Raw genomic sequence first — 13,927 nt, forward strand, 5'->3', positions numbered from 1 at the left:
CTGCTCGTAATGGGCAGGCGACCATCTTGGGGAGGGAACCAGAGAACGTGCCGACGATCAATCAGTTGGTCCGAAAAGGGCGCAAGAGCGTTACCAATAAGACCAAGGCGCCAGCCCTGCGTTACACCAATAACGCGCTGGGCAGGTATGCTGGCCGGCTACGCCGGGGGAAGGGCTCACCGCAAAAGCGCGGCGTCTGTACCCAGGTCCGAACAATGACGCCAAAGAAGCCCAACTCCGCGCTTCGCAAGATTGCGCGTGTGCGTTTGTCCAACGGGATGGAAGTGACTGCCTATATCCCTGGTGAGGGTCATAACCTCCAGGAGCACTCCGTTGTGCTCATTCGGGGTGGCCGTGTCAAGGATCTTCCGGGTGTGCGCTACCACGTTGTGCGCGGCACGCTTGACGCGCGTGGAGTCGATAGCCGCAGGCAGGGGCGGTCAAAATACGGGGCCAAAAAACCAAAGAGCTAGAACATGCCGTCCGGGGTTGTCCCCGGATACCCATGGGCGCTCTTTGCGAAGATCGTACGGGACGAAAAGCGGCCTCACGGTTTCATCGTGTCGACCGCTTTTCTGTGTGAATGCGGACCATAGAGTAGTTCGCAACCTGGGGCCAGCAGGGTATGCCCTGTGTGGAGAGGTAGAACAGGCCGCGAAAGCGGCGGGAGGGCAACTGAAGTGCCACGACGCGCGAGGGTGCAACGCCGGGAACTGATGCCGGATCCGAAATATGGGAACGAGCTCGTGACCCGTTTCACCAACAAGGTGATGGAGCGCGGGAAGAAGGGCGTTGCTGAGCGGATCGTCTACGACGCCTTTGACATCGTCGAGTCCCGATCTGGCCGGCCGCCCCTCGAGGTGTTTCAGCAGGCACTTCAAAACGCGACGCCAGTCATCGAGGTGAAGCCTCGCCGGGTTGGCGGCGCCACGTACCAGGTTCCGGTCCAGATCGAAGGCGCTCGTCGCCAGTCGTTGGCCATTCGGTGGATGCTGCAGGCAGCGCGGTCGCGCAACGGTCGCACGATGGCAGAGAAGCTCGCAGCCGAGCTGCTTGACGCCTACAACAACACCGGCGCGACGATCAAGCGTCGCGAAGACACGCATCGGATGGCGGAAGCCAACAAGGCATTCGCGCACTACCGCTGGTAGTCGCGTTCACCGGAAATCGTTTGACCAGTATCACACCGTTCCGGCGCAATGCGGCGCCGACCAGGGAGACAAAGACGCGACGATGAGCAGCACCAACACCGTATCCAAGGGCGCCGGCGCGAGCGTGATCGGCCTCGATCGGGTCAGGAACATCGGCATCATCGCTCATATTGACGCCGGTAAGACGACGACGACCGAGCGCATCCTCTTCTTTACCGGCCGTGTTCATCGCCCGGGCGAGACCCACGAGGGCTCGGCGACAATGGACTGGATGGTTCAGGAGCGCGAGCGGGGCATCACGATTACCTCGGCCGCGACGACGTGCTTCTGGCGCGGTCATCGCATCAATATCATCGACACGCCGGGCCACGTCGATTTCACCGCAGAGGTCGAGCGGTCCCTGCGCGTGCTCGACGGCGGCGTCGTCGTCTTTGATGCAGTCGCCGGTGTCGAGCCTCAGTCCGAGACGGTCTGGCGCCAGGCTGACAAGTACAACGTGCCGCGTGTTTGCTTCATCAACAAGATGGATCGGACCGGCGCGGACTACTGGCGAACGATCGAGATGATCAAGGATCGCCTCAAGGCGCGCCCGGCCGTTCTGCAGATTCCGATCGGCAGCGAGTCGGCCTACCAGGGTCTCATCGACGTGCTCCGGATGCGTGCGTTCTACTATCGCGACGACATGGGCCAGAACGTCGAAGAGACCGACGTGCCGGCCGATCTGCTGGCCGAAGCGGAGTTGCGCCGCAACGAGCTGCTCGAGACCATCGCCGAGTCTGACGAAGATCTGATGATGCGGTACCTCGAGGAAGAGGACATTGAGATCCATGAGTGGGTTGCCGCGCTACGGCAGGCGACGATTCGCTCCGAGCTCGTCCCGATCCTCAACGGCACGGCGCTGAAGAACAAAGGCGTTCAGCTCATGCTCGACGCTATCGTTGACTTCCTGCCGTCGCCGCTGGATATCCCTCCCGTAGATGGCACGAATCCTCGCACCGGCGAGGAAGAAACGCGCGACACCGACGCGTCCGCGCCGTTTTCGGCGTTGGCGTTCAAGGTCGCGGCGGATCCGCATGTCGGCCGGCTCACATTCATCCGCGTCTACTCCGGCACGATGCAGTCGGGCTCGTATGCCTACAACTCGACCAAGGGCGACCGCGAGCGCGTGGGGCGGTTGTTGCAGATGCACGCCAACCACCGCGAGGAGATCGAGTCCGTTAGCGCGGGCGATATCTGCGCGATCATCGGTCTGAAGACCACCTTCACTGGCGACACCCTTTGTGACCCTGACAAGCCGATCGTGCTCGAATCGATCAGCTTCCCTGAGCCAGTAATCGAAGTCGCAATCGAGCCGAAGACGCGCGCTGACCAGGACAAGATGGGGATGGCTCTTGCCCGGCTTGCCGAGGAAGACCCGACGTTCCGCCTGCGGACCGACGAGGAGACTGGCCAGACCATCATCATGGGCATGGGCGAGCTCCACCTCGAAGTTATCGTCGACCGACTTCTGCGGGAGTTCAAGGTGACCGGCAACGTCGGCAAGCCGCAGGTCGCCTATCGCGAGACCATCACCAAGTCAGCGCGGGTGGAGGGTCGATTCATTCGCCAGACAGGCGGTCGCGGCCAGTTCGGACACGTCTGGCTGGAGGTTGCGCCGCTCCCACCCGGCGAAGGCTTCGTCTTCGAGGACAAGATCGTTGGCGGAGCCGTTCCGCGGGAATACATCCCTGCGGTTCAGGCAGGTGTCAGGGAGGCGCTGGCAACAGGCGGCGAAGCGGGATACCCCATCGTCGATGTCAAGGTGGCGCTCGTTGATGGCTCGTTCCACCCCGTTGACTCCTCAGAAATGGCGTTCAAGATCGCTGGCTCGATGGCCGTCAAGGATGGCGTTCGACGCGCCGGCCCGGTCGTGCTCGAGCCGATCATGAAGGTCGAAGTGACAACGCCCGAGGAGTTCATGGGTGATGTCATCGGCAACCTCAACGCGCGGCGCGGCCGCGTCGACGGGATGGAAATGCACAGCGGTTCCCAGGTCGTCCGGGCCTTCGTGCCGCTGGCCAACATGTTCGGGTACACGACCGAGCTCCGGTCGATGACTCAGGGTCGGGCGACCTCCTCCATGGAGTTCGACCACTACGAGCCATTGCCAGATTCTCTGGCCAAGGAGCTCATCGCGAAGAACCAGCGCGCATAAGTCGCGGATCGAACGATGCAGGCTCACGAGCGGTTCGTGGGCACTGGATGTAGGACCGGGAGGTACGAGGGACAGTGGCGAAGCAGAAGTTTGAGCGGACGAAGCCGCACGTAAACGTTGGGACGATTGGTCACGTTGATCATGGAAAGACGACGTTGACGGCGGCGATCACGAAGACATTGGCGATCAAGGGTGAGGCGGCGTTCCGGTCGTTCGACTCGATCGACAATGCGCCGGAGGAGCGGGAGCGCGGGATCACGATCGCGATCTCGCATGTGGAGTACGAGACAGACGCGCGGCACTACGCGCACGTGGACTGTCCCGGGCACGCGGACTACGTAAAGAACATGATCACGGGTGCGGCGCAGATGGACGGGGCGATCCTGGTGGTGAGCGCGCCGGACGGGCCGATGCCGCAGACGCGGGAGCACATTCTGTTGGCGCGGCAGGTAGAAGTGCCGGCGATGGTGGTGTTTCTGAACAAAGTCGACATGATGGACGACGAGGAGCTCCTGGAGCTGGTTGAGCTCGAAGTGCGGGAGTTGTTGAGCCAGTACAACTTCCCTGGGGATGAGATTCCGATCATTCGTGGGAGCGCGCTTGCGGCGTTGGAGTCGACGAGCACGGACATCACGGCGCCGGAGTATGCGCCGATCCTGGAGCTGATGCAGGCGGTGGACGACTACATACCGACGCCAGCGCGAGCGGTGGACCAGCCGTTCCTGATGCCGGTGGAGGACGTGTTCGGGATCAAGGGACGTGGGACGGTCGTGACCGGTCGGATCGAGCGTGGGCTGGTGAAGATTGGGGAGACGATCGAGATCGTCGGGATCCATCCGACGCGAGCGGTAGTGGTGACCGGGGTCGAGATGTTCCAGAAGACGTTGGACCAGGGGGAAGCCGGGGACAACGTCGGGTGTTTGCTGCGGGGCGTTGAGCGAGCGGACATTGAGCGCGGGCAGGTCTTGGCGAAGCCCGGGTCGATCAAGCCGCACACGACGTTTGCGGCGGAGGTGTACGTCTTGTCGAAGGAAGAGGGTGGGCGTCACACGCCGTTCTTCCCGGGGTACCGGCCGCAGTTCTACATTCGGACGACGGATGTCACGGGAGCGATCCAGTTGCCGGCGGGTGTTGAGATGGTGATGCCTGGTGACAACATCCAGATGGACGTAGAGCTGATCCAGCCGGTGGCGATCGAAGAGGGGCTACGATTCGCGATTCGCGAGGGTGGTCGCACGGTCGGCGCTGGCGTTGTTACCAAGATCACCAAGTAGGAGTAGTAGAGCAAGCATGGCGACGCGACGTCCGACGCAGAAGATTCGAATCCGGCTGAAGGCCTACGATCACAAGATCCTGGATCAGTCAGCCGGCAATATCGTTGAGACGGCCGAGAGCACCGGCGCGAAGGTCGCCGGACCGGTTCCGCTTCCGACGCGGATCGAGCGGTTCACCGTTATGCGCTCGCCCTTCGTCGATAAGGACTCGCAGGAGCATTTCGAGATCCGGACGCACAAGCGTCTGATCGACGTGCTTGAGCCGAGCCATGCGACGATCCGCGCCCTGATGCGGCTGAACCTGCCGGCAGGCGTGGACATCGAGATCAAGCTGTAGGTTTCCGTCAGGCGGGCGGCGTTGTGCCGCCCGCTTTCGGTCCGCAACGGGCGGGCCGTGTTTACAGAGTGTCATGCTCTGATCGTCGCGCCGGGTTGACGCACTTGTCGAATCTGGCACGACATCCTGAGACACAGGAGAGAGCCAATGATCCATGGATTGATAGGGAAGAAGCTGGGCATGACCCAGATCTTCGATGAGACCGGAAGGGTGGTGCCGGTCACCGTCCTGAAGGTCGGGCCGTGCGTTGTCACCCAGGTCCGTACTGCCGAGCGCGATGGCTACGAGGCGGTCCAGCTCGGATTTGATGAGTCGAAGCGGCTGAACAGCCCGCAGCGTGGTCACGTGCGCGCGGCCGGAGCGAGCTCGCGCTATCTGCGCGAACTGAAGGCCGACGATACGTCGCCGTATTCAGTTGGCCAGGTGCTCGACGCCTCAGCCGTTTTTGTGGCCGGCGGTCGGGTCGACGTCACCGGCGTCTCGAAGGGCAAGGGCTTCCAGGGCGTCATGAAGCGCCACGGATTCCGCGGTGGGCCGAAGACCCACGGCCAGTCGGACCGCGCGCGCGCACCAGGTTCGATCGGTTCGAGTGCGACCCCCGGCCGCGTCTTCAAGAATATGAGGATGGCGGGCCAGATGGGCAACGAGCGCAAGACCATTCAGAACCTTGAAGTCGTCCAGGTTAACTCGGAAGAAAATCTCGTCCTCGTGCGCGGCTCGGTGCCGGGTCACAATGATGGCCTGCTGATCGTTCGCACCAGCGTCAAGTCGCGGCAGTCGAAGCGCTAGCCGGACGAATACGGAGGAAACGAACGATGCAGGTCAAGGTCTTCGACACATCCGCAAGCGAGGCGGGCACGATCGAGTTGAGCGAGTCCGTATTCGGCATCGAGCCGAACATCCCGGTGATGCACCAGGCGCACCTGCGCCAGCGCGCCAACGGCCGACTTGGCACCCACAAGACACTGCGTCGCGGTGAGGTGCGAGGTGGTGGCCGGAAGCCCTGGCGACAGAAGGGCACTGGACGCGCGCGACAGGGATCAATCCGCTCTCCGCAGTGGCGTGGTGGCGGCGTGGTGTTCGGCCCGCAGCCGCGGTCGTACGAGCAGAAGATGCCGAAGAAGATGCGGCGTCTGGCCATCCGGTCGGTGCTGTCGGTGAAGATGCAGGAAGAACAGCTTCTGGTCATCTCCGGGCTCGCCGAAATGGAGCCACGGACGAAGGAAATGATCCGGTTGCTGGAGTCGCTGCCGGCGTCCCAGCGTTCGACGCTCATCGTGATCGGACCCGGCGAGGACCAGAAGGTGGTCTATCGCTCGGCCAACAACATCGAGAACGTCAAGGTTATTCGGGCGGGCTACGTCAACGTGCACGATGTCCTAACGCACGTACGCCTCCTGCTTACGACCGAGGCGGTGGACACGATCCACGACCTCTGGTCGCTGGAATAGGAGATTCGAATGACGTTGCATCAGTCGGACGTGCTCGTCCGCCCCATGATCACCGAAAAGAACACGCTGATCAGCGAGCGGGGCCAGTACACCTTCGAGGTCGCTCGTGAGGCGAACAAGATCCAGATCAAGCACGCAGTTGAGGCGATCTTCAACGTGAAGGTCAAGGCAGTCAACATCATCGTGATGAAGCCGAAGAAGCGCAAGGTGATGAAGAAGCCGAACCAGAAAGTGTTTGGCTTCGAGGCCGGGTTCAAGAAGGCGATCGTCTCGCTCGAGCCCGGATATTCGATCGACATCTTCGGCGATATCTAGCGAGCGCAGGGAGAGGGAGCTAAGCAAATGGCGATTCGCCGCTATAAGCCAACATCGCCCGGTCGCCGCGGGATGTCCGCCTCGGATAAGTCGGACATTACCTCGTGGAAACCGGAAAAAAGCCTGATCGAGATCCTGCCCAAGCATTCGGGCCGGAACAACCAGGGCCGAATTACGACACGCCACCAGGGGGGCCGGAACAAGCGGTTCTACCGGAAGATCGATTTCAAGCGCAACAAGCACGGCATCCCTGCCAAGGTTGCGACGATCGAGTTCGACCCGAATCGCTCGGCACGCATCGCGCTACTGAAATACGTAGATGGCGAGAAGCGCTACATCCTCGCGCCGCTTGGCCTGAAGGTCGGGGACACCGTTCTATCCGGTGAGGGGTCGCCGATTCGCGTCGGAAACGCGCTGCGGCTACGCGACATCCCTCTCGGCACGCAGATCCACAACATCGAGCTGCACATTGGCAAGGGCGGACAACTGGTTCGCTCCGCTGGCACGTCAGCGCAGTTGATGGCCAAGGTCGAGAACAACGCCCACGTGCGCATGCCGTCGGGTGAAGTGCGAATGATCCACCTCGACTGCATGGCAACGCTCGGCCAGGTCGGCAATGTCGACCACGAGAATATCGATATCGGCAAGGCCGGCCGTAACCGCTACCTCGGCAAGCGCCCGACGGTCCGCGGATCGGCGATGAACCCGAACGATCACCCACATGGTGGTGGTGAGGGGAAAGCCCCCATCGGCGGACAACCGAAGACGCCGTGGGGCAAGCCTGCGCAGGGGTACCGTACGCGGTCCAATAAGCGCACCGACAAGATGATCGTTCGTCGTCGCAATGTGGGCCGCTAACGCCGGTGACACTAGGGAGGTAGCAGAAGCTTCGTGGGACGTTCGTCGAAGAAGGGGCCGTACATCGACCCCAAGCTGATCGAAAAAGTTGACAGACTCAACTCCACCAGCGAACGGCGGGTTATCCGCACGTGGTCGCGCGATTCGACCGTCTTCCCGCAGATGGTTGGGCACACGATTGCCGTCCACGATGGCCGACGCCATGTGCCGGTATTTGTGAGCGAGAACATGGTGGGGCACAAGCTCGGCGAGTTCGCGCCGACCCGCACGTTTCGCGGGCACGGCAGGGATGCGGATAAGTCTTCGCGCCGTCGTTAGGCGCGCGGACTTCTGGAAGGGGCCAAGTGATGGTGGAAGTTTCCGCTCAGGCCAAGCGCATCCGCGTCTCGCCGCGTAAAGCGCGTTTGGTTGTTGATATGGTTCGTGGTCGCGATGTTACGGAGGCGCTCGGCCTGCTGCAATTCACGCCGAACAAGGCTGCAGCCGATGTCTCCAAAGTCATCAAGTCGGCGCGAGCTTCGGCCGAGAATAATCACGACATCGATCCGGAGGATCTGTACGTCAAGGTGATCTTCGCGGACGGCGGGCCGAGCTACAAGAGATTCAAGCCGCGTGCGCGAGGCCGGGTCAACGAGATCCTCAAGCGCACGTGTCATCTGACAGTGATTCTTGCTGAAAAGGAGAAGGGAGGCTCCCGTGGGGCGTAAAGTCAATCCGATCGGGTTCAGGCTCGGCGGTGTTCACGATTGGGAGTCCAAGTGGTATGCCGAGCGGAATTACACCGAACAGCTTCACGAGGACCTCTTTATCCGACGGCTGATCAATGAGCAGCTGACGCGCGCTGGCATCTCGAGAGTCGAGATCGAGCGAGCAGCGAATCGGATCGAAGTGTCGGTTCACACCTCGAAGCCGGGTATCGTCATCGGCAAGCAAGGCGCGAACGTCGAAAAGCTGCGACAGCTCCTGGAACAACAGGTGGGCAAAAAGATCCATCTGAAGATCGAGGAGATCAAGGTTCCGGAGCTCGATGCGCGACTCGTCGCAGAGTCGATTGCGGAGCAGCTCGCTCGGCGCGTCGCCTATCGACGAGCGATGAAGCACGCTGTCGGTCAGGCAATGCGACGCGGCGCAAAGGGCATCAAGATCCGGCTGGGCGGCCGGCTCGGCGGCGCGGAGATGTCCCGTACCGTCACCGAGATGGACGGGCGAGTGCCGCTGCACACACTGCGGGCCAAGATCGACTACGGAGTCGTTCACGCGCCGACTACCTACGGACAGATTGGCGTGAAGGTCTGGATCTACACCGGCGATGTCCTTCCGGAGCGACGGCCAAAGGTCGACGCTGATGCCGCGGCAGTCGCCGACTAGCGACGCGGAAGAGCAGAGGGAGGGGACACACATATGCTGATGCCAAGACGGACCAAGCACCGCAAGGTGTTCCGTGGTCGCCGGCAAGGAACAGCCCAGCGCGGCAACTACGTCGCGTTCGGTGACTATGGGCTGCAATCACTTGACGCGGCCTGGATCGACAGTCGGCAGATCGAGGCGGCCCGCCGCGCGATCACAAACTACGTCCGCCGTGGTGGGAAGGTCTGGATCCGGATCTTCCCGGACAAGCCCGTAACCCAGAAGCCCGCCGAGACACGCATGGGCTCTGGTAAGGGCAACCCGGAGTACTGGGTCGCTGTCGTGCGCCCCGGTCGGATCATGTTCGAGATATCGGGTGTCCGCGAAGAGGACGCAACTGAAGCGCTGCGCCGCGCGGCACATAAGCTGCCGGTTCAGTGCCGAATTGTGAAGCGCGATCAAGTTGGTATCGCTGCGGCCGAAGAAGCCCACGCGGAAGCGGAGTCGTAGGGGATGAAGGCTGCAGAGATCCGGTCCATGACCGACCAGCAGATCGTCGGGATGATCGATGATCTGAAGGAAGAGTGGCGCGTGCTGCGTTTTGACGATGCGGTCGGCAGACTGACGAATACTGCCCGGATTCGCAAGATCAAACGCGACATCGCCAGACTCAAGACGATTCAGACCGAGCGCCGGATGGCGGAGGATATCGCCGCCGCCATGGAGGCCGGGCAGGTGGCACACCTCTAAGGGTGTGCCCAGGAGAGGGATACGACCAGGATGGCAGAGATTTCAGGCTCCGCGCCCGGCGCCAGCCCGGCCACACCAGCAGCTGTGAAGAAGCAGCGGCTACAGAAGGTCGGCCGCGTCGTCAGCGACAAGATGGACAAGACCGTCGTTGTCGCCGTCGACTATGCCCGGCGGCATCCGCTTTACGGTAAGCGGATGAAGCGCACACACAAGTTCAAGGCCCACGATGAGGACAACGAATGCCGCATCGGGGACACAGTCCGAATTGAGGAGTCCCGGCCGATTTCGAAAGATAAGCGCTGGGTCGTACGAGAGATCGTCGAGCGAGCCGGCACAAACGGCCGTTAGCTGGGAGAGCAGGCATGATTCAGGCACAGTCCCGCCTGAAGGTGGCGGACAATTCCGGCGCGCGGGAGATCATGTGCATCCGGGTCCTCGGCGGTTCGCGCAAGCGTTATGCATCGGTTGGCGACATCATTATCGGATCGGTGAAGTCGGCCCAGCCAGGCGCGGCGGTCAAGAAGGGCGACGTTATCCGAGCGGTCGTTGTCCGAACCAAGCAGGAGTATGGCCGGCCGGATGGGTCACATATTCGGTTCGACGATAATGCCGCAGTGTTGATCAACCCACAGGGGAACCCTCGTGGCACGCGAATCTTCGGCCCCGTTGCGCGTGAGCTCCGCGAAAAGCAGTTCATGCGCATCGTCTCGCTGGCGCCGGAAACACTGTAGCAGGCACGAGCGAGAGCGAGAGGTAACGATGGCAGAGAAGATCGTGACCGGCGATGAGATCGTCGTAATCAGTGGGAAGAATAAGGGCGAGCGCGCCCGCGTTCGGCAGAACATGCCGCGCGAGGATAAGGTCGTCATCGAAGGCGTCAATATCGTTCGCAAACATATCGCGCAGGGCCGCGCTCGACAGGCTGGAATCGTCGAGGTCGAGGCTCCACTTCGGGTGTCCAAGGTCATGCTCGTGTGCCCGAGTTGCGGCGAGCCGACCCGGGTTGGATTCCGGATGGATGACAGCGGCAACAAGGTTCGCTACTGCAAGAAGTGCGACGCGGTTGTCCCGAAGCCGACCAGCCGGTAGGCGGGACCCGTCGATCGAATTGGTGAGGGAGTAACGTGGCTGCACGGTTGAAAGAGCAGTATCTCGAGGAGGTTCGACCCAGGTTGCGGGAGGAGTTCAGCTACCGCAACGACCTCGAGGTGCCCAAGGTCGAAAAGGTCGTGATCAACATCGGCGTCGGCGAAGCAATCGCCAACAACCGTGCGCTCGATGCTGCTATCGGCGATCTGACGATGATTACCGGTCAGAAGCCGGTGGTTACCCGCGCCAAGAAGTCGATCGCGGCGTTCCGTTTGCGCGAGGGTATGCCGATCGGCACAATGGTCACCCTGCGGGGCGATCGGATGTACGAGTTTCTGGATCGGCTGATGAACATTGCGCTGCCGCGTGTGCGTGACTTCCGCGGAATCTCGCCGAAGTCGTTCGATGGACGCGGCAACTACACACTGGGGCTTCGGGAGCAGTTGATCTTCCCGGAGATTGAATACGACAAGATCGACAAGCTTCGCGGCCTCGAGGTGGCGATCGTGACGACTGCGAACAGCGACGAGGAGGGACGCCGTCTCCTTGCACTGCTTGGCATGCCGTTCCGCGAGTCGTAGTCCGGTCGCGCTGGAAGGAAAGAGCCCGAGATGGCGAAAAAGTCCCAGGTAGTCCGCGCGAATCGGCCCGCCAAGTTCGCAGTTCGGCAGCACAACCGCTGCAAGCTCTGCGGCCGGCCACGCGCCTATATTCGGAAGTTTGGTGTGTGCCGCATCTGCTTCCGCGAACTGGCGTCCCAGGGCAAGCTCCCTGGCGTCACGAAGTCGAGCTGGTAGCCTCGATCGGCATGAATGGTCCAGACCGTTGGGGAGTGGATCACGTTTGAAAAGGTACGGGAGACCGCTGGAATGAGTGTCGTCAACGACCCGATCGCCGATATGCTCACTCGCATTCGCAACGCGGGCCAGGCGAAGACGGACCGAGACGTCGATGCCATCGACAAAGGTCCTGATCGAAATTGCGAAGATTCTTCACGCCGAAGGCTACGTTCGTGGCTGGACGGTCGAGGAAGGCAAGCCGTTTAATACGTTGACCATCCACCTGAAGTATGGCGTAGATCGACGACATTCGATCCGCCAGCTCAAACGCGTGTCCAAGCCAGGACTTCGTGTGTACGCGGGCAGGGACGAGATCCCTCGCGTGCGCAATGGCCTGGGGATCGCGATCGTGAGTACACCACAGGGGATGATGACTGGCTACGAAGCTCGCCGCCGTGGCATCGGTGGTGAGGTCGTCTGCACCATCTACTAGCGCCGGGAAGGAGAAGCTCAGATGTCACGCATCGGAATGCAGCCAATCGAGATCCCATCCGGCGTCGACCTGACGATTGAGCCAGGGCTGGTCAAAGTCAGCGGCCCCAAAGGCGCGCTGGAGCAGCGCGTTAGTCGCGACATGCAGGTGGCTCGCGATAATGGCACCGTTAGGGTCAGCCGACCGAATGACGAGCGAGTCAATCGCCAGCTTCATGGCCTGACCCGCACGCTGATTGCGAACATGGTTCAGGGTGTCACGCAGGGATTCCGTAAGGATCTCGAGATCCAGGGTGTTGGCTATCGCGCGGCGTTGGACGGTAAGACGCTCGTCCTGAATCTGGGTTATTCACACCCGGTTCGTGTCGAGCCTCCAGCCGGCATCGCGTTTGTCGTCGACACGCCGACCCGCCTCGCGGTGACCGGCATTGATAAGCAGCTTGTTGGTGAAGAGGCCGCGAAGATTCGCCGTGTCCGACCGCCGGAACCCTATAAAGGCAAGGGCGTCCGCTACCTTGGCGAACAGGTGCGCCGCAAGGCCGGCAAGGCCGGCAAGGTCGGTAAGTAGAAGACGCGCCGCCTCAGGCGGCGAGACGGCGCCGGCGATCGGGATACAGTCCGACTGCCTGGGGCGCCTGGGAGCAGGATACGATGCGCTATCACTACAAGTCGCAACTCGATCCGCGTCGGAGGCGACACCTCCGGGTTCGGGCCAAAGTGTCAGGCACAGCCGAGCGGCCACGCCTGAACGTATACCGAAGCTCGGCGCACATCTACGCCCAGGTAATCGACGACGAGAGTCGTCGCACCTTGGTGGCGGCGTCGGACATCGAGGCCGAGTTCGCCTCCTCGCTCGATGGCTCGACGACGAAGACCGACAAGGCGACAGCAGTCGGCAAGCTGGTCGGCGAGCGGGCGAAGGCCGCGGGCATTACCACGGTGGTCTTCGATCGTGGCGGTTACAAGTACCACGGACGTGTCAAGGCACTCGCCGACGGCGCGCGTGAGGCCGGTCTCGAGTTCTAAGTTGGTTCGGGCGGCATTCGCCGCCGGGATAGGGGCAGTCAGGACAGGATGATGGATAGACGTCGAGGAGGCCAGTCGCGGGGCGACGAGGCAGGTGAATTTCAGGAGCGCGTCGTCCAGATCAATCGCGTCTCGAAAGTTGTGAAGGGCGGCCGCCGGTTTTCCTTCAGCAGCGTCGTCGTGGTTGGTGATGGACGTGGGCGTGTTGGCGTTGGGATGGGCAAAGCCGGAGAGGTTCCGGAGTCCATCCGCAAGGGGGTCGAGGCGGCCAAGCGGAGCATGATCACGGTGCCGCTGGAAGGCAACACGATTCCGCATGAGATCGAGGTCAAGTTCGGCGCGTCGCGCGTGCTGCTGCGTCCCGCCTCGCCGGGCACCGGAGTTATCGCTGGTGGCGGCGTTCGCGCCGTCGTCGAGGCTGCCGGGATCCAGGATCTGCTGAGCAAGTCGCTCGGGTCGAATAACCCGATCAACGTCGTTCGGGCGACGATGAAGGCGCTGACCGAGCTGGAGCCGATCGCGCACGTCGCTGGCCGGCGTGGCAAGCAGCCTGAATCGCTCCGGCCACGCCGCAGGGAGACGGTGGAAGCATGACCGACCAGAAGAATATGCGGTTGATCTATCGGAAGAGCGCGATTGGCTATCCGAAGGATCAGCGCGATACGATTCGGGCGTTGGGCTTCACTCGTTTGAATCAGGTCGTCGAGCGCCCTGATACACCGTCGGTGCGTGGGATGGTCTACAAAGTCCGACATCTCGTCCTCATTGAGGGCGAGGGCGTTATCAACGGTTCAGCAATCCATCGGAATCAATCGCAGTAGGGTTGGTCGGGGCCTGGCCGCGATCTGGGAGACGGTATTAACG

At 61.9% G+C, this 13,927-nt stretch carries 24 protein-coding genes; all 24 read left to right on the forward strand.

Annotated elements, in window-relative coordinates; all coding sequences use genetic code 11:
* Window positions 1-47 precede the first annotated feature (47 nt).
* The 24 genes from rpsL to rpmD all read left to right on the forward strand — a co-directional run bounded on the left by rpsL (window position 48) and on the right by rpmD (window position 13,884).
* A complete protein-coding gene (rpsL, locus tag V9F06_05370) occupies window positions 48-473 on the forward strand; it encodes a 30S ribosomal protein S12 (protein ID MEI2617065.1) in 426 nt (141 codons plus the stop codon).
* A 207-nt stretch (window positions 474-680) separates the two neighbouring features.
* Window positions 681-1,151 carry a 30S ribosomal protein S7 gene (gene rpsG, locus V9F06_05375; protein ID MEI2617066.1) on the forward strand — a complete coding sequence of 157 codons (471 nt, stop codon included), beginning with the start codon at window positions 681-683 and terminating at the stop codon, window positions 1,149-1,151.
* 82 nt (window positions 1,152-1,233) lie between these two features.
* Entirely contained in the window at window positions 1,234-3,345 is a 2,112-nt protein-coding gene (gene fusA, locus V9F06_05380; protein ID MEI2617067.1) for an elongation factor G, read from the forward strand.
* A gap of 74 nt (window positions 3,346-3,419) precedes the next feature.
* Window positions 3,420-4,619: an elongation factor Tu gene (tuf, locus tag V9F06_05385; GenBank protein MEI2617068.1), complete on the forward strand. Its 1,200-nt coding sequence runs from the start codon at window positions 3,420-3,422 to the stop codon at window positions 4,617-4,619.
* A 16-nt stretch (window positions 4,620-4,635) separates the two neighbouring features.
* A complete protein-coding gene (rpsJ, locus tag V9F06_05390) occupies window positions 4,636-4,956 on the forward strand; it encodes a 30S ribosomal protein S10 (protein ID MEI2617069.1) in 321 nt (106 codons plus the stop codon).
* A gap of 150 nt (window positions 4,957-5,106) precedes the next feature.
* Window positions 5,107-5,745, forward strand: coding sequence for a 50S ribosomal protein L3 (rplC, locus tag V9F06_05395; protein ID MEI2617070.1), 639 nt, complete (start codon window positions 5,107-5,109; stop codon window positions 5,743-5,745).
* Window positions 5,746-5,771: 26 nt separating this feature from the next.
* Window positions 5,772-6,407, forward strand: coding sequence for a 50S ribosomal protein L4 (rplD, locus tag V9F06_05400; GenBank protein ID MEI2617071.1), 636 nt, complete (start codon window positions 5,772-5,774; stop codon window positions 6,405-6,407).
* 9 nt (window positions 6,408-6,416) lie between these two features.
* The gene (gene rplW, locus V9F06_05405) at window positions 6,417-6,722 is read left to right on the forward strand and encodes a 50S ribosomal protein L23 (protein ID MEI2617072.1); all 306 of its coding nucleotides are present in this window, start codon (window positions 6,417-6,419) and stop codon (window positions 6,720-6,722) included.
* 27 nt (window positions 6,723-6,749) lie between these two features.
* Window positions 6,750-7,580, forward strand: a complete 831-nt coding sequence (rplB, locus tag V9F06_05410) for a 50S ribosomal protein L2 (protein ID MEI2617073.1) — start codon at window positions 6,750-6,752, stop codon at window positions 7,578-7,580.
* Window positions 7,581-7,613: 33 nt separating this feature from the next.
* Entirely contained in the window at window positions 7,614-7,898 is a 285-nt protein-coding gene (rpsS, locus tag V9F06_05415; GenBank protein ID MEI2617074.1) for a 30S ribosomal protein S19, read from the forward strand.
* A gap of 29 nt (window positions 7,899-7,927) precedes the next feature.
* Window positions 7,928-8,287, forward strand: coding sequence for a 50S ribosomal protein L22 (gene rplV, locus V9F06_05420; protein ID MEI2617075.1), 360 nt, complete (start codon window positions 7,928-7,930; stop codon window positions 8,285-8,287).
* On the forward strand, window positions 8,277-8,948 hold the full coding sequence (gene rpsC, locus V9F06_05425; GenBank protein ID MEI2617076.1) for a 30S ribosomal protein S3: 672 nt from the start codon (window positions 8,277-8,279) through the stop codon (window positions 8,946-8,948). The genes rplV and rpsC overlap by 11 nt, the downstream gene beginning before the upstream one ends.
* Window positions 8,949-8,981: 33 nt before the next feature.
* Window positions 8,982-9,437 (forward strand): 50S ribosomal protein L16, encoded by a 456-nt coding sequence (gene rplP / locus V9F06_05430; protein ID MEI2617077.1) that lies wholly within the window; start codon window positions 8,982-8,984, stop codon window positions 9,435-9,437.
* A gap of 3 nt (window positions 9,438-9,440) precedes the next feature.
* On the forward strand, window positions 9,441-9,677 hold the full coding sequence (rpmC, locus tag V9F06_05435; protein ID MEI2617078.1) for a 50S ribosomal protein L29: 237 nt from the start codon (window positions 9,441-9,443) through the stop codon (window positions 9,675-9,677).
* Between the two features lie 30 nt (window positions 9,678-9,707).
* Window positions 9,708-10,025, forward strand: a complete 318-nt coding sequence (gene rpsQ, locus V9F06_05440; protein ID MEI2617079.1) for a 30S ribosomal protein S17 — start codon at window positions 9,708-9,710, stop codon at window positions 10,023-10,025.
* A gap of 14 nt (window positions 10,026-10,039) precedes the next feature.
* Complete coding sequence (gene rplN / locus V9F06_05445; GenBank protein MEI2617080.1) at window positions 10,040-10,408, forward strand: 50S ribosomal protein L14; 369 nt, start codon at window positions 10,040-10,042, stop codon at window positions 10,406-10,408.
* A gap of 28 nt (window positions 10,409-10,436) precedes the next feature.
* Entirely contained in the window at window positions 10,437-10,766 is a 330-nt protein-coding gene (rplX, locus tag V9F06_05450) for a 50S ribosomal protein L24 (GenBank protein MEI2617081.1), read from the forward strand.
* A gap of 35 nt (window positions 10,767-10,801) precedes the next feature.
* Complete coding sequence (gene rplE / locus V9F06_05455) at window positions 10,802-11,347, forward strand: 50S ribosomal protein L5 (GenBank protein ID MEI2617082.1); 546 nt, start codon at window positions 10,802-10,804, stop codon at window positions 11,345-11,347.
* Window positions 11,348-11,377: 30 nt separating this feature from the next.
* Window positions 11,378-11,563, forward strand: a complete 186-nt coding sequence (locus tag V9F06_05460; protein ID MEI2617083.1) for a type Z 30S ribosomal protein S14 — start codon at window positions 11,378-11,380, stop codon at window positions 11,561-11,563.
* Between the two features lie 154 nt (window positions 11,564-11,717).
* Complete coding sequence (gene rpsH / locus V9F06_05465) at window positions 11,718-12,038, forward strand: 30S ribosomal protein S8 (protein ID MEI2617084.1); 321 nt, start codon at window positions 11,718-11,720, stop codon at window positions 12,036-12,038.
* Between the two features lie 21 nt (window positions 12,039-12,059).
* Window positions 12,060-12,605 (forward strand): 50S ribosomal protein L6, encoded by a 546-nt coding sequence (gene rplF, locus V9F06_05470; GenBank protein MEI2617085.1) that lies wholly within the window; start codon window positions 12,060-12,062, stop codon window positions 12,603-12,605.
* Between the two features lie 83 nt (window positions 12,606-12,688).
* The gene (gene rplR, locus V9F06_05475) at window positions 12,689-13,063 is read left to right on the forward strand and encodes a 50S ribosomal protein L18 (protein MEI2617086.1); all 375 of its coding nucleotides are present in this window, start codon (window positions 12,689-12,691) and stop codon (window positions 13,061-13,063) included.
* 51 nt (window positions 13,064-13,114) lie between these two features.
* Window positions 13,115-13,657, forward strand: coding sequence for a 30S ribosomal protein S5 (rpsE, locus tag V9F06_05480; protein ID MEI2617087.1), 543 nt, complete (start codon window positions 13,115-13,117; stop codon window positions 13,655-13,657).
* A complete protein-coding gene (rpmD, locus tag V9F06_05485; protein ID MEI2617088.1) occupies window positions 13,654-13,884 on the forward strand; it encodes a 50S ribosomal protein L30 in 231 nt (76 codons plus the stop codon). The genes rpsE and rpmD overlap by 4 nt, the downstream gene beginning before the upstream one ends.
* The last annotated feature ends 43 nt before the right edge of the window (window positions 13,885-13,927 follow it).

Source organism: Thermomicrobiales bacterium (assembly GCA_037045155.1).
Taxonomy (GTDB): Bacteria; Chloroflexota; Chloroflexia; order Thermomicrobiales; family CFX8; genus JAMLIA01.